Annotated in this window: 18 protein-coding genes; 7 read left to right on the plus strand and 11 right to left on the minus strand. The window is 58.3% G+C overall.

Going from position 1 to position 15,685, the window contains the following annotated elements; genetic code table 11:
• Positions 1 to 35 precede the first annotated feature (35 nt).
• The 7 genes from ACR0DT_RS00205 to ACR0DT_RS00235 all read left to right on the plus strand — a co-directional run bounded on the left by ACR0DT_RS00205 (position 36) and on the right by ACR0DT_RS00235 (position 6,078).
• Complete coding sequence (locus ACR0DT_RS00205) at positions 36 to 830, plus strand: ABC transporter ATP-binding protein (protein WP_480708809.1); 795 nt, start codon at positions 36 to 38, stop codon at positions 828 to 830.
• Positions 823 to 1,755: an ABC transporter permease gene (locus tag ACR0DT_RS00210; protein ID WP_480708810.1), complete on the plus strand. Its 933-nt coding sequence runs from the start codon at positions 823 to 825 to the stop codon at positions 1,753 to 1,755. The genes ACR0DT_RS00205 and ACR0DT_RS00210 overlap by 8 nt, the downstream gene beginning before the upstream one ends.
• On the plus strand, positions 1,752 to 2,597 hold the full coding sequence (locus ACR0DT_RS00215; protein WP_480708811.1) for an ABC transporter permease: 846 nt from the start codon (positions 1,752 to 1,754) through the stop codon (positions 2,595 to 2,597). The genes ACR0DT_RS00210 and ACR0DT_RS00215 overlap by 4 nt, the downstream gene beginning before the upstream one ends.
• Positions 2,598 to 2,653: 56 nt before the next feature.
• Positions 2,654 to 3,649, plus strand: a complete 996-nt coding sequence (locus ACR0DT_RS00220) for an ABC transporter substrate-binding protein (RefSeq protein WP_480708812.1) — start codon at positions 2,654 to 2,656, stop codon at positions 3,647 to 3,649.
• Between the two features lie 154 nt (positions 3,650 to 3,803).
• Positions 3,804 to 4,517 carry an ABC transporter permease gene (locus tag ACR0DT_RS00225; protein ID WP_480708813.1) on the plus strand — a complete coding sequence of 238 codons (714 nt, stop codon included), beginning with the start codon at positions 3,804 to 3,806 and terminating at the stop codon, positions 4,515 to 4,517.
• Positions 4,510 to 5,244, plus strand: coding sequence for an ATP-binding cassette domain-containing protein (locus ACR0DT_RS00230; protein WP_480708814.1), 735 nt, complete (start codon positions 4,510 to 4,512; stop codon positions 5,242 to 5,244). Before ACR0DT_RS00225 ends, ACR0DT_RS00230 begins: the two co-directional genes overlap by 8 nt.
• 18 nt (positions 5,245 to 5,262) lie before the next feature.
• Complete coding sequence (locus ACR0DT_RS00235) at positions 5,263 to 6,078, plus strand: ABC transporter substrate-binding protein (protein ID WP_480708815.1); 816 nt, start codon at positions 5,263 to 5,265, stop codon at positions 6,076 to 6,078.
• 6 nt (positions 6,079 to 6,084) lie between these two features.
• Here ACR0DT_RS00235 and ACR0DT_RS00240 read toward each other — a convergent pair whose 3' ends face one another.
• From ACR0DT_RS00240 to ACR0DT_RS00290, 11 genes are all read right to left on the minus strand, one after another.
• Positions 6,085 to 6,957, minus strand: coding sequence for a substrate-binding domain-containing protein (locus ACR0DT_RS00240; RefSeq protein WP_480708816.1), 873 nt, complete (start codon positions 6,955 to 6,957; stop codon positions 6,085 to 6,087).
• Positions 6,958 to 7,083, minus strand: a complete 126-nt coding sequence (locus ACR0DT_RS00245; protein ID WP_480708817.1) for a hypothetical protein — start codon at positions 7,081 to 7,083, stop codon at positions 6,958 to 6,960.
• Complete coding sequence (locus ACR0DT_RS00250) at positions 7,080 to 8,357, minus strand: c-type cytochrome (RefSeq protein ID WP_480708818.1); 1,278 nt, start codon at positions 8,355 to 8,357, stop codon at positions 7,080 to 7,082. The genes ACR0DT_RS00245 and ACR0DT_RS00250 overlap by 4 nt, the downstream gene beginning before the upstream one ends.
• Positions 8,358 to 9,557, minus strand: a complete 1,200-nt coding sequence (locus ACR0DT_RS00255; RefSeq protein ID WP_480708819.1) for a formate dehydrogenase subunit gamma — start codon at positions 9,555 to 9,557, stop codon at positions 8,358 to 8,360.
• Positions 9,558 to 9,584: 27 nt separating this feature from the next.
• Positions 9,585 to 9,935, minus strand: coding sequence for a putative quinol monooxygenase (locus ACR0DT_RS00260; RefSeq protein ID WP_480708820.1), 351 nt, complete (start codon positions 9,933 to 9,935; stop codon positions 9,585 to 9,587).
• 111 nt (positions 9,936 to 10,046) lie between these two features.
• Positions 10,047 to 10,640 carry a formate dehydrogenase FDH3 subunit beta gene (gene fdh3B, locus ACR0DT_RS00265; RefSeq protein WP_037307340.1) on the minus strand — a complete coding sequence of 198 codons (594 nt, stop codon included), beginning with the start codon at positions 10,638 to 10,640 and terminating at the stop codon, positions 10,047 to 10,049.
• Positions 10,641 to 10,651: 11 nt separating this feature from the next.
• Positions 10,652 to 13,546, minus strand: coding sequence for a formate dehydrogenase subunit alpha (locus ACR0DT_RS00270; protein WP_480708821.1), 2,895 nt, complete (start codon positions 13,544 to 13,546; stop codon positions 10,652 to 10,654).
• 132 nt (positions 13,547 to 13,678) lie between these two features.
• Entirely contained in the window at positions 13,679 to 13,867 is a 189-nt protein-coding gene (locus ACR0DT_RS00275) for a ubiquinol-cytochrome c reductase iron-sulfur subunit N-terminal domain-containing protein (RefSeq protein WP_480708822.1), read from the minus strand.
• A 58-nt stretch (positions 13,868 to 13,925) separates the two neighbouring features.
• The gene (locus ACR0DT_RS00280) at positions 13,926 to 14,537 is read right to left on the minus strand and encodes a TorD/DmsD family molecular chaperone (RefSeq protein WP_480708823.1); all 612 of its coding nucleotides are present in this window, start codon (positions 14,535 to 14,537) and stop codon (positions 13,926 to 13,928) included.
• A 4-nt stretch (positions 14,538 to 14,541) separates the two neighbouring features.
• On the minus strand, positions 14,542 to 15,132 hold the full coding sequence (locus ACR0DT_RS00285) for a DUF3306 domain-containing protein (RefSeq protein WP_480708824.1): 591 nt from the start codon (positions 15,130 to 15,132) through the stop codon (positions 14,542 to 14,544).
• On the minus strand, positions 15,129 to 15,683 hold the full coding sequence (locus tag ACR0DT_RS00290) for a DUF3305 domain-containing protein (RefSeq protein ID WP_480708825.1): 555 nt from the start codon (positions 15,681 to 15,683) through the stop codon (positions 15,129 to 15,131). The genes ACR0DT_RS00285 and ACR0DT_RS00290 overlap by 4 nt, the downstream gene beginning before the upstream one ends.
• Positions 15,684 to 15,685: the final 2 nt, after the last annotated feature.

A 15,685-nucleotide genomic window follows, 5' to 3' on the forward strand; every position in this document is an offset into this window, starting at 1 on the left:
ACCACCCTAAAGTCAAATCTTTTCAAGGCGATGGAATGAATACTGAAAGCACTACCCAGCCCGTAATCGAGGCAAGGCAGTTGGACCTTACCTTCCAAACAAACGACGGGCCTATCCATGCGCTCAAGGATGTGAACCTGACGATCGACAAAGGCGACTTCGTCAGCTTCATCGGTCCCTCGGGCTGTGGCAAGACTACGTTTCTGCGCTGTATCGCAGCTTTGGAAACTCCAACCGGAGGGACGTTGACTGTCAATGGAATGACCCCGGATGAAGCGCGTAGAAACCGGGCTTATGGCTATGTGTTTCAGGCGGCGGGGCTGTATCCATGGCGGACCATTGCCAAGAATGTCAAATTACCCTTGGAAATCATGGGCTATTCGGCCAGCGAACAAGAAGACCGAGTTAAAAAGGTTCTGGAACTTGTTGATCTGGAAGGGTTTGGTGGGAAATTCCCCTGGCAGCTTTCTGGCGGCATGCAGCAGCGGGCCAGCATTGCGCGGGCGCTGGCTTTTGACGCGGATATTCTGCTGATGGACGAGCCATTTGGCGCGCTGGACGAGATCGTGCGCGATCATCTAAACGAACAGCTTCTGGCGCTTTGGGCGCGTACGGAAAAGACAATCGGATTCGTGACCCACTCGATTCCCGAGGCGGTGTATCTAAGCACCAAGATCGTGGTGATGAGCCCTCGTCCGGGGCGGATTACTGATGTGATCGACAGCCCTCTCCCAAAGGAACGGCCGCTGGACATCCGCGATACGCCCGAATTCATCGAAGTAGCCCATCGCGTGCGCGAGGGCCTGAGGGCGGGGCATACGGATGAGTAGTGCGGGGATCAGAGCTGTCTGGGCAGTCCTTACTGTTGTGGGGGTCATTATCTTGTTCTGGTACGCAGCCAGCGTTCCAATGAACATCAAAGGTGTTCTGACCGAGTTTGAGCGGGCCGGCGAACAGGTCGATCCGCCAAAGGCGGCTGATCGGCGCAATATGAGCGAGTTCGAGTTGGTATTCGACAACCCTTATGCCATCGACGAAACTTGGGAGCAGGACCGGCCACGTTTGCCCGCCCCGCATCAGGTGGCTGAAGAACTGTGGGATACGACAATCGAGAAGAAAATCACCTCGAAAAGATCATTGATCTATCATTCTTGGGTAACACTCAGCGCCACTGTGCTTGGCTTTGCGATAGGCACCGGGCTGGGGATTTTGCTGGCAGTGGGGATTGTGCACAGCCGGGTGATGGACCTTTCCGTCATGCCTTGGGCCATCGTCAGCCAAACCATTCCTATCATCGCCTTGGCGCCAATGATCATCGTAGTGCTGTATTCGATAGGCATTCAGGGGATCATCCCCAAAGCCATCATCTCAGCCTATCTAAGCTTTTTCCCTGTCGTGGTTGGTATGGTGAAAGGCCTACGCAGCCCCGACGCGATGCAACTGGACCTGTTGCGCACTTATAACGCCAGCCGGTCTCAGGGGTTCTGGAAACTGCGCTTGCCCGCGTCGATGCCGTATCTGTTTACCTCTCTAAAGATAGGAATCGCTGCCTCGCTGGTCGGGGCCATTGTCGGAGAGTTGCCGACAGGGGCGGTGGCCGGTTTGGGCGCGCGGTTGCTGGCAGGCAGCTACTACGGTCAAACGGTGCAAATCTGGTCGGCGCTGTTTGCAGCGGCCATTCTGGCGGCTTGTTTGGTCGGGTTGCTGGGTCTGATCGAGCGGTTGGTTCTGAAACGGATGGGGATGGCACAATGATACCTGTACTTGGTGCAATCTGCGTCTGGCTGTTCGGATGGTGGTTGAACAGCCGCTTGGCCAGCGGTCCCTATTCCGACACGCGAATGGTGCGGTTACTGGCGCCGCTGATCTTTGGCCTGACCGTAATTGCCATATGGGAATTGGTTGTGCGTGGGCTGGACGTGCCTTTGGTCATCTTGCCTGCGCCGTCAGTGATCGCTGTGCGATTTGCCGACAGCCTGCCGATCCTGTGGGCGGATTTCGTGCAGACCATCCTCAAAGGCGCGCTGAGCGGTTACGTCATTGGGTGCGGGTCGGCCTTTCTGATGGCAATTGCCGTGGATCGCTGGGACTTTCTGCGGCTTGGCTTGTTGCCGGTCGGGAATTTTGTGGCCGCTCTGCCGATCGTGGGGACGGCACCCATTCTGGTGATGTGGTTTGGGTTCGACTGGCACTCAAAATCGGCGGTGGTCGTAGTGATGGTTTTCTTTCCGATGCTGGTGAACACCGTGGCGGGGCTGCGCGAAGCGACCGTCATGCAGCGCGACCTGATGGAGACCTATGCCGCGACCTATTGGCAGAGCTTTCTGAAGCTGCGTTTGCCGGCCGCGATGCCTTTTGTTTTCAACGGGCTAAAGATTTCTACCACTCTGGCGTTGATCGGCGCTATCGTGGCCGAGTTCTTTGGTTCGCCGATTGTGGGCATGGGCTTTCGGATTTCAACCAGCGTTGGCCAATTGTCGCTGGACATGGTCTGGGCCGAGATCGTTGTCGCCGCTTTGGCCGGGACGGCGTTCTACGGGCTGGTCGCCATGATCGAAAAAGCGGTGACATTCTGGCACCCATCGCAACGCGGATAACAGGAATTTAACAGACCCCAAAAATGGGGCGCCAACAGCAACTAGGAGACTTGAAGATGAATAAGCTACTTAGCGGGGCGGTCGCCGCCTTGAGTCTGGCAGCCAGCACAGCTTTGGCAGCGGATGAGGTTACGTTGCAATTGAAATGGGTCGGTCAAGCTCAGTTTGCCGGCTATTTCGTAGCGGAAGCCAAGGGGTTCTATGACGAAGAAGGGCTTGATGTGACCATCAAACCTGGCGGTCCTGACATTGCACCCGAACAGGTTATTGCTGGCGGTGGGGCCGATGTCATCACGACCTGGATGGCGGCGGGACTGGCCGCACGCGAGCGTGGAGTGCCGCTGGTCAATATCGCACAGCCTTTCAAAACCGGCGGCCTGCAAGTGAACTGCCTCAAGTCGACAGGTGTTGAATCTCCTGATGATTTCCCGGGCCGGACCATGGGCGTGTGGTTCTTTGGAAACGAATACCCGTTCTATGCGTGGATGGCATCGTTGGGGATCGAGACCGACGGCGCGGATGAAAACGGCGTGACCGTTCTGAAGCAGGCGTTTTCAGCTGATCCGTTGATTCAAGGGCAGGCGGATTGCATTTCAACTATGACCTACAATGAATACCGCCAAATTCTGCAGGCAGGTATCACTCCGGAAGAGCTGGTCACCTTCAACTACCTTCAGATGGGTTTTGGTATGCTTGAGGACGGCTTGTACGTTCTGGAAGAAAACCTGGAGGATCCGGAGTTCGTAGACAAAATGGTTCGGTTCGTGCGGGCGTCGATGAAGGGCTGGGCGTACGCTGCCGAAAATCAGGAAGAAGCAGCTGAGATCGTTCTGGATTTCGACGCGAGCGGTGCGCAGGAACTGGACCATCAGGTCTACATGATGGGCGAAGTCGCAAAACTGATCGCGGGTTCGGATGGGGCGCTTGATCCTGCCGACTATGAGCAAACTGTGAAAACGCTCCTTTCGGCAGTTTCAGCGGAAAACCCAGCGATCACCAAAGAGCCTAACGGGGCCTGGACGCATCAGATCACCGATGCTGCGTTGAATTAAACCCAGTCCATTTGGCTGAATGTGCGCGGTCCCGATCGGGGCCGCGTTTTCGTTGGGGGATGTCGGAATCGTGTCTGTACTTGGCGCTCAAATGATCTAATATCCATATGAATTCAGGCGCATTTTGTACGAAATGCATCAACCTCGGTAGAAAATGCAAGGTTTTGCATCAGAATTCAGTTCGGCGATGACTCTGATCCTGAATGGGGATACGGAGCTGTGGGCGATTGTGCTGTTGTCCCTGAAAGTTTCCATCTTTGCCGTGCTGATTTCCGCACTTATCGGTATGCCTGTCGGCGCCGCCTTGGCGGTTGCACGCTTTCCCGGACGCCGTATGCTGATCGTGCTGATGAATGCTCTGATGGGGTTCCCACCGGTCGTTGTCGGGCTGTTGGTCTATTTGATGCTGTCGCGCTCGGGACCCTTAGGTGTGCTTGAGCTGCTCTATACGCCAACGGCGATGATCATTGCGCAGGTGGTTTTGGTTACTCCGATTATTGCTGCTCTGACCCGGCAAGTGGTCGAGATGCTGGCCGAGGAATATTCGGAACAGCTCCGATCGCTAGGCGTGTCCCGGCTGGCGTCGGTTCCAGTGCTTCTTTGGGATGCGCGTCTGGCATTGGTGACTGCGCTGCTGGCGGGGTTTGGTCGCGCCATTGCCGAGGTCGGGGCGGTGATCATCGTTGGCGGCAATATCAACCATGTGACGCGGGTTATGACGACGACCATCGCGTTAGAGACGTCAAAGGGCAATCTGGCGCTGGCTCTGGCGTTGGGGGCGATCCTGATCGGTATTGCAGTAGCGGTGAATGCCATGGTCAGCACGCTCAGCCTGCGGGCCGAACAGGAGGGACTGCGCCATGCGTGACCTGACCCTGGATATGGCCAGCTGCCTGTCTGTCGACGGTGTTCGGATCACCCGTAAAGGCAAGGTGTTGCTGGATGTGCCGCATCTGGCGCTGGATGGTCCGGGGCCAACCATGATTCTTGGGCCGAACGGGTCGGGCAAAAGCCTCCTGCTGCGCTGCTTACATGGGCTGATCGTGCCAGATCGCGGACGAGTCCAGCAGGGTAGTTCTGTCCTGAATGCGGAAAACAAGGCACGGCAGGCGATGGTGTTTCAGCAGCCTGTGCTGTTGCGCCGCTCGGTTGCGGCCAATCTGGATTTTGTGCTGAAACGCCAGGGAATGCCTCGCAGCGCCCGCAAACTCCGGATCGAGGAATTGCTGACCGAAGGTGGCCTGGACGGCAAAGCCCGGCAATCCGCCCGGTCGCTGTCCGGGGGAGAGGCGCAGCGACTGGCCATACTGCGCGCCCTCGCGCTGAACCCCGAGACGTTGTTTCTGGACGAACCCACCAGCGCGTTGGATCCCAGCGCCACGCAGATGATCGAGCGGATGATCCTGCGTGCCTCAACCCGTGGTGTTCGCATCGTCATGGTGACGCATGACATCGGGCAGGCTCGGCGGTTAGCCGCCGACATCGTGATGATGCAGGGGGGGCAAGTGGTTGAACATGGGGCGGCCAAGCAGGTACTGGATGCCCCCAAAAGCGACGCGGCGCGCCGATATCTGGCTGGCGGACTAGTCACTTAATCAATAACGGAGATCTAAATGATCCGGTCTTACATTCGGGCAGCATTGATTACTATTGGCCTGACCGCAGCGTCGGCCAGCGCTGAGGAACCCTTTATTGTGGTTCAATCGACCACATCCACCCAAAACTCGGGCTTGCTGGATTACATCCTTCCAGGGTTTGAGGCTGAAACAGGGATCGACGTGCGCGTTGTTGCCGTGGGTACAGGTCAGGCAATCCGCAATGCGATCAACGGGGATGGAGATGTGTTGCTGGTGCATTCAAAACCGGCAGAAGATCAATTCGTTGCCGATGGCTGGGGCGTCGAGCGGTTCGACGTAATGTACAACGATTTTGTTCTGGTCGGGCCGAAATCCGATCCGGCCAAAGTGCGGGGCAACCTTGATATCGTGGAGGCACTGGTTGCGTTATCCGAGGCCGAAGCTCCATTCGCCTCGCGCGGGGATGACAGCGGAACGCACAAAGCCGAGATGCGCCTGTGGGGCATGGCGGATGCTGATCCTACAGCGGCATCGGGGACGTGGTACCGCGAAACCGGTTCTGGCATGGGGGCGACGCTGAACGTGGCCAGTGGGATGGGGGCCTATGTGCTGACGGATCGCGCCACTTGGCAATCCTTTGGCAACAGAGGTGATCTTGAGATTCTGGTCGAAGGTGATCCGCGCTTGTTCAATCAATACGGCATCATTCTTGTGAACCCGGACAAGCACCCGCAGGTGCGGGCCTCTGCGGGGCAGCGGTTCATCGACTGGCTAATTGGCCCTGACGGGCAGGCGGCGATTGCGTCCTACAAGCTGGATGGTCAACAGCTGTTCTTTCCCAACGCCAAGTGACCGGGATCAGCCGCTTGCGCCATTGTGGTGAATCGTGCCCAGCCCGGACAGGTCGTAACCGCCGAATTCGACCGCGCGGTTGGCAAAGCGCTCGGACTGCAAAAAGCTGAGAAGTTTGAGCATCGGATCATCGAAATAGGCACGGCGCCAAATCGCCAGATCCAGACGTTCGGAGTGGGTGGGAGCGAAGCCCAGATTGTACAGGCTAGCCAGGGCACCCAACCCGAACCCTGCCTCGGCCTTGCTGTCATGCAGGGCAATTGCCAGTTCCTCTTCGGTGCGGGCGCAGGTAGGTAGGGTGTCTAGATCGTCGCGCGTTAGAGCGTGAGCTTCCAACTGTGCGTCGAACAACCGTTGGCTGGCGGCACTGTCCTGACGCAGGATCACCCGTCGTCCTTTCAGATCGGCAAACCCGCCAATGCCGGTGACGCCGGGGGCCAGCAAAAGGCCGCGTTGCCGTTGAGCGATCTCAAACAGAACCACAGGGGCTTCACCCAGATTGGCGCGCAGGGATTGCGTGTTGAACCCCTGATCCTCATGAATATGCAGTGCAGCGGCTTGCGCGCTGCGGTCTTTCAGGCGGGTCAGCCCGTCGAAGGAGCCGTCGTAATAAGTCGCCAGACCCGAGCCACTTTCACGCAAAGCCCAATCCAACAATGGGTCGTGGCTGCCGGCAATGATCGGGGGTAGGGCGGGCTCCGCCACTTGCGGACCTGAGCGGGATGCGTTCAGCCAGGCAATGACCTCGGCCCGTGGAAACAGCAGTTTGCCCATGGCGCGCACGCAGGGGACCTCGCCGGATGAGGCAAGGTCATAGGCCTTGCGCTCGCCAATGCGCAGCAGGTCGGCCAGCTCTTTAGTAGTTAGATATTCGGACATTCAGTCGAGACGCACAGCCGAACCGGTTCCCGCTTCAGCAGCGCTGAACCCGACCTGTTGCAGCACATAAGGCGCGGCGACGGTGATAACGACCATTGCGGCCACAGCGGCAAGAAAGGCTTTCATTGGTCTCCTCCGGCTTCATTCTCCGGTGCCGTTGCGCTGCGCAGAAAGGCGATCAGATCATCGCGGTCCTGGGCCTGAGTGATCCGCTGCATCGGCATCTTCGATCCCGGTATGTAGTGGTCTGGCCCTTCGTCGAAAAGGGCATTTATCGTTTCGTCATTCCAAACGATATCAGAGTCTTGCAGCGTATCCGAGTAGAAATATCCAGCCAGCGTCCCGGCCTTGCGCCCAAAGACACCGTGCAAGGTGGGCCCCGCGCGTCTTTGCCCGTCAGGTGTCAGGCTGTGGCAGATCGAGCATTTGCGGGCGAATTGCCGTTCTCCGTTGCTCATTTCTTCGGGGTTCTTTAGGAAACTCGGTTCAGCGGCGGCCATCTGTTCTCGATCGCCAAGGGCTGAGACCGGCCAACTATACATCGCCTCGTCAATACCGCCTGCATGGATGTTTTGACCATCCGCAGAAAAGGCTAGCGCCCAGACCGGGCCGCGCAGAGTGGCGCGGAAATCCTGCGCGATGCGCCATTCGATGGTGTCGATCACCATGATGTAGCCCTCGCCATCCCCAACAGCCAACAGGCGTCTATCCGGGCTAAGCGCAAGGGCCAAAATAGGGCGGCGGTCTAGGGTAAAGTCGCGCTCTTCGCCGGTGCCCAGGTCGAGAATGCGGGTCACGCCGTCGACCGCGCCATAGGCAATCCAGTTGCCGGAGATGTTCAAAACCAGTTCATTGATCCCAAACCCGTGTTCAACCAACCGCCGCGTTTCCTGACCGCTGGCCACATCCCACACCCGCAGCGTTCCATCTATTCCAGCCGAGTACAGCGTTGCCCCATCCGGTGAAAACGTGACGGCGTTGACGCCACTGCCCGCCGCAAGTGTTTGCGCGGCTGATCCATCTTCGGGCCAAAGGCCAATGGTGCCGTCCCAACTGGCGGTGGCCACATGCGTCTTTGAGGCCGCAACCCCCACGATCTTACCTTTGTGCTGGCCAACTACCTCTCCGCCTGGCCAACGGCGCAGCGTGAAATCATCGCCTGCCGAATAGATCGCGCGTCCATTGAATGCGACCGAGTTCACTGCGGCCTCGTGCCCTTCCAGCCATTCGGGATTGCGGTTCAACCACAACCCGACCGAGTTGTCGAAACTGGCCGTGGCAATCCGCCCGTCCGGCGCGGTGGCGATCCCCATGATCGGCCCACCGTGACCCTTGAGCGTGAAAAACTCGGCCATGGCGGGCAGGGGGACCAGCGCCAGGGCCAGAACCAGCCCGCGCATCTATTCTGCGGGTGAGGCCGCTGCCTTACCGGCCTCTTTTTCTTGGACTTCTTCCAGCCAAAGCGAATGATGTTCGCGCGCCCATTGCTCTTCGACCTCACCAGTACCCATTGCGTCAAAGGCTCCCTCCATGCCGATTGAACCGAGGTAGATGTGGGCGATGATGATGGCGATGAACACATAGGCGATCATTACGTGCCAGACCTGCGCGTACTGCATCTCCTCTTGTGGGGACATCTGCGTCGGAAGGTTCAGGCCCAACATCTGAGGAATGCCGGTGGCATTGGCGACCGAGAAGGTTTTGGCGAACATCGGCAGTTCGAACGGGAACAGCAGCGAAAGCCCCGACAGACTGATCGAGACGCCCAGCAGGATACAGGCCCAGAAGATGACCTTTTGACCAGCGTTAAATTTCTTGGCCGGTGGGTGGCTGCCTTTGGTGAACAGACCCCCTCCGGCGGCAAGCCATTTCAGGTCGGTACGGTTGGGAATGTTATGCGCGATCCAGTTTACGGTCACGATGATCAATCCCAGCATGAAAGCCCATGCAAGGTTGTTGTGCAGCCATTTGCAACCCTGCGCGATGGTGGCAAAACCCTCTTTTCCGAAGAGTGGGATCAAGAAATCACGACCATAAAGCGTTAGCAGGCCCGTAAGGCCGAGCACCAGGAAAGACCCGGCGAACAGCCAGTGGCCGAACCGTTCAAAGCTGGTAAAGCGGGTCACGGTGCGCCCGGTTTTTTCCCCGTCGATGCGGATTTTCCCACGGATCAGAAAGAACAGCACGATAATGGCCAGCATCCCGCCCACGATATACGTGCCGTATTCGCGCAACGGCCCAGTGCGGAAGTTCAACCACCACATGCCGCCGTCCTGGATCAGAATACCCGCTGCGGGCCCTTTGGATGAAACCGTGGTATCGGCCGAACCGTATCGGATCGCGCGATAGACATCGCTGTCAGAGGCCACGCCGCGTGTCCCCAGCTGACCCAACAGACCTTCGGCATTGCCCTGACCGGTGTTTTCCGAGCGATAGCTGTTGTCGACCTTTTCGCCACGCTGGCGGGCCAAAATATCCTCCAGTGTGGTCGCGCCGCCAGTGGTGCTGCGATCGGAGTCAGTCGGGACGTCCGCGCTTTCCTGAGCCCAGGCAACACTTGCAAGAAATAGGGGGATCAGCAGCATTAAGATCAGGCGCATCTGTCGAATCTCCTGTGTCGTTCGTATTTATCGGTCAAAGCCGCCGATTTGCTTGTGAAAAACTGCTCCTACCGGTGTAAGCGCCGCGTGCAGGTCTTCTTTTGCGGGCCCGTAAACGCGCAGTTGGGTTGGCGTCAGAATGGCCAGAAACCGATCTGCAAAATTTGCCCCGAAATTCTGCATATGGATCATCGCGTCATCGGAACTGGCGTATCGTTCAAAGATGTGAATTGCCGATCCGCTGCGGTGCCATTCATAAGATTTCGCGCCGCTTTCATTCAATGTTGCTTCAACCATTTCGGCCATCAGCGCATCAAAGGCGGCATCCTGATTTGCTTGCAGGTCGAGCGTCAACAGCCAGTAAACGTCTTCGGTCATGGATGATTCCTCTCGGATAGGTCACGCCTGCATATGCTCGGCCAACGTGTCGTGAGCAAGCTGAGGCGGTACCGTGGATGTCACCGCGGAACCGCCCGTTTTCAAACGGATTTAACCGTCTTTTTGGTCGTAGGCAGTGCCCCAACCCCAGGCGCCTGAGCCAAATCCGCGCGCCACAACGCGTTCGCGGTAAATGGCCGAAACAACGTCGCCGTCACCGGCAAGCAGGGCCTTGGTGGAACACATCTCGGCGCAGATGGGCAGTTTGCCCTCGGCGATCCGGTTGCGACCGTATTTGGCGAACTCGGCGGTCGAGTGCGTTTCCTCGGGACCACCTGCGCAGAAGGTACATTTGTCCATCTTGCCGCGCGATCCGAAGTTGCCGGCCTGCGGGTATTGCGGCGCGCCGAAGGGGCACGCGTAAAAGCAATAACCGCAACCGATGCACAGGTCCTTGGAGTGCAGGACGACCCCTTCTTCGTTCTGATAGAAGCAGTCGACCGGGCACACCGCCATGCAAGGTGCATCCGAGCAATGCATACAGGCCACCGAGATCGAGCGTTCGCCCGGGTTGCCGTCATTGATCGTCACCACCCTGCGGCGGTTGATGCCCCAGGGTACCTCGTGCTCGTTCTTGCACGCGGTGACGCAGGCGTTGCACTCGATGCAGCGTTCAGCGTCGCAGAGAAACTTTGCTCTAGCCATTATCGTCCTCCTTACGCTGCCCAGATTTTGCAGAGAGTACACTTGGTCTCCTGCATCTGGGTCACTGAATCATAGCCATAGGTCTGGGCGGTGTTGGTACTTTCACCGAGCACATAAGGGTCTGCACCTGCGGGGTATTTGTGCCGCTGGTCCTCACCCTGAAAATGGCCGCCAAAGTGGAATGGCATGAAGGCCACGCCGGCACCGACCCTGTTGGTCAGCATCGCCATCACCTTGACCTTGCCGCCCTCAGGACCTTCGACCCAGACCTGTGATCCGTCACGAATACCAAGGTTGTTGGCATCGCGAGGATTGATCTCGACGAACATATCCTGCTGCAGCTCGGCCAGCCACGGGTTCGACCGTGTTTCATCACCGCCACCTTCATATTCGACCAGACGACCAGATGTGAGGATTATCGGGTAATCCTTTGAAAAGTCGTTCTTTTGGATCGAGGCATAAAGGGTGGGCAGGCGATAAGCCTGACGGTCCTCGTAGGTTGGGTAATCCTCCACCAGGTCGCGACGCGGTGTATAAAGCGGTTCGCGATGCAGTGGGATTGGATCCGGGAACGTCCAGACGACCGCGCGGGCTTTGGCGTTCCCGAAAGGCGCACAGCCATGCTCAATCGCGACCCGCTGGATGCCGCCGGAAAGGTCGGTTTTCCAGTTGGTCTTGGGCCCTGCAACGGCGTCGATTGCTGCCCGCTCTTCAGTGGTTAGGTCACCGTCCCAGCCAAGGTCCATTAGCATCTGCATCGTGAATTCGGGATAGCCATCCTGAATTTCCGATCCAGCGCTATAGACCCCTTCGGCCAGCAGGTTGTCGCCATCGCGTTCCACGCCGAAACGGGCGCGGAAAGTCAGGCCGCCTTCGGCCACTGGTTTGGACATGTCATAGAGGTTTGGTGTCCCCGTATGCCCCATTTCAGCAGTTCCCCAGCACGGCCAGGGCAGACCGTAGTACTCGCCGTCGTTCGGGCCGCCGATGGCCTGCAGCGTGGTTCTGTCGAACGTATGCTGGTTGGCCATGTGGCTTTTCAAACGTTCCGGCGATTGACCGGTATATCCGATGGTCCAGAGGCCCGAGTTGAACTCACGCGTGATGCTTTCAACATTCGGGGTTTCCGGGTCCTCCATCTCTATATTGCGGAAGAACCGATCCGCCCATCCAAACTTATTGGCGAACTTGGCCATGATGACCTCGTCCGGCAGGCTTTCGAACAGCGGTTCCACCACCTTGTCACGCCACTGCAGCGACCGGTTCGATGCCGTGACCGAGCCACGGGTTTCGAACTGCGTACAGGCGGGCAACAGGTAGACGCCATCGGTGCGGTCATGCAGCACGGCCGAGACGGTGGGATACGGGTCGATCACGACCAGCATGTCCAACTTCTCCATCGCTGTCTTCATTTCCGTCATCCGGGTCTGCGAGTTGGGCGCGTGGCCCCACAGAACCATGGCACGGACGTTGTTGTCCTGATCCATGTTGGCCGGGTCTTCCAGAACGCCATCGATCCAACGGGAAACCGGGATACCGCGTTCGTTCTGCAGCGGCTTGTCTTTGCCTTCCTTGTCCTTGATTGTAGCGAACTGGCCAGCCAGCCATTCCGGTTCTTCACCCCAGACGCGTGCCCAGTGGCCCCATGCGCCAGCGGATAGGCCGTAATAGCCGGGCAGGGTGTGGGACAAAACACCAAGATCCGTCGCGCCCTGCACATTGTCATGGCCGCGGAAGATGTTGGTGCCTCCACCCGAGGTGCCCATGTTGCCAAGCGCAAGCTGTAGCACGCAGTAGGCGCGGGTGTTGTTGTTGCCGTTGGTGTGCTGCGTACCACCCATGCACCAGACGACCGTACCGGGACGGTTATTCGCCATCGTGCGGGCAACGCGTTTCAACTGTGATCCCGGAGTTCCGGTTACACGTTCCACCTCATCCGGGTTCCACTTGGCAACCTCTTCACGAATCTGATCCATGCCCCAGACACGGGTGCGGATGAACTCTTTGTCCTCCCAACCGTTGTCGAAGATGTGCCACAAGATACCCCAGATCAGCGCAACGTCTGTGCCGGGGCGGAAGCGGACATATTCATCTGCATGGGCCGCAGTGCGTGTAAAGCGCGGGTCGCACACGATCAGCGGCGCATTGTTTTGCTCTTTCGCGCGCAGAATATGCAGCAGCGAGACAGGATGCGCCTCGGCCGGGTTACCACCGATGATGAAGATCGCCTTACTGTTGTGCATGTCGTTATACGAATTAGTCATGGCGCCGTAGCCCCATGTGTTCGCAACACCCGCAACAGTGGTTGAGTGACAGATACGGGCCTGATGGTCCACGTTGTTCGTGCCCCAGTAGGCGGCGAACTTGCGGAACAGATAGGCCTGTTCATTGTTATGCTTTGCTGAACCCAGCCAGTACACGCTGTCCGGCCCGGATTCTTCGCGGATGTTCATCATGCCGTCGCCGATCTCGTTGATCGCCTCTTCCCAGCTGATGCGCTTCCACTCGCCACCTTCCTTTTTCATCGGATACTTCAGGCGGCGTTCGCCATGGGCGTGCTCGCGGACCGAAGCCCCTTTGGCACAGTGTGCTCCCAAATTGAACGGGCTGTCCCAGCCGGGTTCCTGCCCGATCCAGACGCCGTTCTGCACTTCGGCAACGACCGTACAGCCCACCGAGCAGTGCGTGCACACGGATTTGATATTCTCAACGGCAGTGTTTGCCGCTGTTTGGGCGCTGGCTTGCGTCACGGTTCCACCCGTTGCGCTGATCGCGGCAAGACCGCCAATCGTCAGGCCCGAGCCACGCAGGAATGCGCGGCGATCGACGGTTTTCTCGCCGATTTGGGACAGGATACTTGTCCGCTGGGGGCGTCTCGCTACCCCGTTGGTCTTTTTCCTTAGCATTGTTTTCCTCCCTTGCTCGCCGTGTAAGCCACGGCTGGCTTGGTACTGCTGATGCCGACGTCAGGGCCAATCGCAACCGTCAGTCGGTTGGTGACATCGTCCGGCCGGTAAGCCGGGCGCAGTCGGGGCGGCTTAGAAGCGCGCGCTTTCCAGGTACGCGCGGGTGTGCGCTGTGTCCTGCATGCGGGTTTCGTCCGTAGGCAGCTCGGCTGCTTCGGCTTTTCCGCTTAATGTGGCTGCGGCAACAGCAGCGGGTGCTGCGGTTCCGGCCAGCTTGAGGAAGTCTCGGCGCGTGGCACCTTCTTCCTTGGTCTTGCTCATGGGCTTCTCCTTTCCCATTTGCGATCTAGCGCCAATACGGGCGCCGACGAGTGGCGGGCTAGGCCGCCGTCATTCGGAACGCTTCGCGCTCAATCTCCATGAACACCCGGCCGGCAGTACCGACCGAGGCATAGAGAACCGAGTTCTCAGCAGCTTCCAAATCCGAGTAAAAATGCGCAGCCCAGGGGCCGATATGTTTGTTCCAGAACGCCTTTTGATCTTCGACAGACGCCGGGGTGCCAAAGCGCCCTACGATCATACCCGCCATCATCTCCATCAGCGAGGCGATGTTGTCTTCGGGTTCGAACACGTTCTGCGCGCGGGTGATCCCACGTGCGGCCATGTCGTTGCGCAACTGCGCCAGAGGTTTCTCGTTCAGGAAACCAGTCAGATAAAAACTGCCGTAGGGCAGTAATTCACCCCGGCCCAGCCCTATGAAAAGCGCATTAAATTCCCGTTCTGCCGCGGCGGGTTTGGTGACCTTGGCCACCCGGGCCATAGCCTGAATGGCCTGACCCAGTTCAGTGTCATCCCCAGTCAATCCCGCCACCTGATCCAGCAGCATCTGATCTGGTGGGCCCGCTAGAAGCAGGCCTAGAAAATTGTAAAAATCCGCGCGCAGGCGATCTTCGGCCGAGACTTCCAGATTTTGCGCGTTGCTTGCGGTCATTTAGTCATCCTTCGAATTCAAACTTCATGCGGCGCGGCGCAACCTGCGACGCTGTCTCTTCTGTCTCATCGAGGGTCATAGGTTCAGCGGTCGGGATGGGGTCCGGGGCAATCTCCGGTTCCATCTCGGCTTCCGGAATTTCGGTCTCTTCCACCGAGGGGTCTTCGTCGATCTCGGGTTCCACGTCTTCCGCCTGTGCAGCCAAAGCTTCGACATGGCTCAGCATACCTTTGCCAACTTGATAAGCGGTTTGAAGGTTTTCGATCACAGTGGCCGCGTCGGTATAGTCCTCACCGTAATCGACCAGCCCGTCGACGTTGGCCAAAACCGGGTTCAGCCGCCATAGCCGCCGCAAGGCGCGGCGACGTAGCCGGTCCGGAATCGCGTTCGCCATGAAGCCCGAGACATCATCCCCAGCTTGCAATTGATCGGGGTCCGGCAGGTTGAATTGGGCTAGTATTTCGGCGTCGCTCTTATCTTGCAACTCGGCCTGTTGCGCAGCAATAACCTGTTCTTCACTCGCGACAACTTCGGCCTCTGCTTCCGCCTGAACGGCAGCTTTGCGTCGGGACCAGAAATCGCGGGCTTGGGTCATTGTAAGAGCCTCCGCGGTGCGCGGTAGACGTCCGAGGCCTGGCGGATGCGCGCATCCCCTTTACCATCCTCGACAAGGTCCGTCCGTTTCTTGTCGCGGCGGCGTTTGACAAAAGCTTCCTCGCGATGGTGCTCCAAAGCAAAATCTCGAACCCAGGCGATCAGCCCTTCTGTCATCGGTATTTTTTCAACGATCTCTTCGCCGGTATCTGCATAATCTTGTCCTTCGAACGGAGAAGCAGTGACCAACACCGCATCCATTGGGCGTTCGTCATCCAGTGCATCGCGGAGAACAAGATAGATCGAAGGCTGTCCGTCGGACAGGTTGACCATGTAGGCCTCAGTCTCATCGGTCCAGAGTTTCAGGGGCAGGGTGGCGGCGTGGTATTCCACGGCTTCACCTTCGCGGCGCAGTTCCTGCCAGTCTGCTGGCCCGGCACCGGGCAGCACAGCAACGGCGCGCCAGTTCCATTTCGCCCAGCGAGTTACACCGGGTGTTTTGCGTACGATGACGCCGATTGGCATTTCAATCTGGCTTGCGGCCTTGGCCACTC

Source organism: Ruegeria sp. BI11 (assembly GCF_056538005.1).

Coding starts and splice junctions, on each gene's coding strand:
- ACR0DT_RS00205 (WP_480708809.1), top strand. CDS start 36: ATGAATACTGAAAGCACTACCCAGCCCGTAATCGAGGCAAGGCAGTTG.
- ACR0DT_RS00210 (WP_480708810.1), top strand. CDS start 823: ATGAGTAGTGCGGGGATCAGAGCTGTCTGGGCAGTCCTTACTGTTGTG.
- ACR0DT_RS00215 (WP_480708811.1), top strand. CDS start 1,752: ATGATACCTGTACTTGGTGCAATCTGCGTCTGGCTGTTCGGATGGTGG.
- ACR0DT_RS00220 (WP_480708812.1), top strand. CDS start 2,654: ATGAATAAGCTACTTAGCGGGGCGGTCGCCGCCTTGAGTCTGGCAGCC.
- ACR0DT_RS00225 (WP_480708813.1), top strand. CDS start 3,804: ATGCAAGGTTTTGCATCAGAATTCAGTTCGGCGATGACTCTGATCCTG.
- ACR0DT_RS00230 (WP_480708814.1), top strand. CDS start 4,510: ATGCGTGACCTGACCCTGGATATGGCCAGCTGCCTGTCTGTCGACGGT.
- ACR0DT_RS00235 (WP_480708815.1), top strand. CDS start 5,263: ATGATCCGGTCTTACATTCGGGCAGCATTGATTACTATTGGCCTGACC.
- ACR0DT_RS00240 (WP_480708816.1), bottom strand. CDS start 6,957: ATGTCCGAATATCTAACTACTAAAGAGCTGGCCGACCTGCTGCGCATT.
- ACR0DT_RS00245 (WP_480708817.1), bottom strand. CDS start 7,083: ATGAAAGCCTTTCTTGCCGCTGTGGCCGCAATGGTCGTTATCACCGTC.
- ACR0DT_RS00250 (WP_480708818.1), bottom strand. CDS start 8,357: ATGCGCGGGCTGGTTCTGGCCCTGGCGCTGGTCCCCCTGCCCGCCATG.
- ACR0DT_RS00255 (WP_480708819.1), bottom strand. CDS start 9,557: ATGCGCCTGATCTTAATGCTGCTGATCCCCCTATTTCTTGCAAGTGTT.
- ACR0DT_RS00260 (WP_480708820.1), bottom strand. CDS start 9,935: ATGACCGAAGACGTTTACTGGCTGTTGACGCTCGACCTGCAAGCAAAT.
- fdh3B (WP_037307340.1), bottom strand. CDS start 10,640: ATGGCTAGAGCAAAGTTTCTCTGCGACGCTGAACGCTGCATCGAGTGC.
- ACR0DT_RS00270 (WP_480708821.1), bottom strand. CDS start 13,546: ATGCTAAGGAAAAAGACCAACGGGGTAGCGAGACGCCCCCAGCGGACA.
- ACR0DT_RS00275 (WP_480708822.1), bottom strand. CDS start 13,867: ATGAGCAAGACCAAGGAAGAAGGTGCCACGCGCCGAGACTTCCTCAAG.
- ACR0DT_RS00280 (WP_480708823.1), bottom strand. CDS start 14,537: ATGACCGCAAGCAACGCGCAAAATCTGGAAGTCTCGGCCGAAGATCGC.
- ACR0DT_RS00285 (WP_480708824.1), bottom strand. CDS start 15,132: ATGACCCAAGCCCGCGATTTCTGGTCCCGACGCAAAGCTGCCGTTCAG.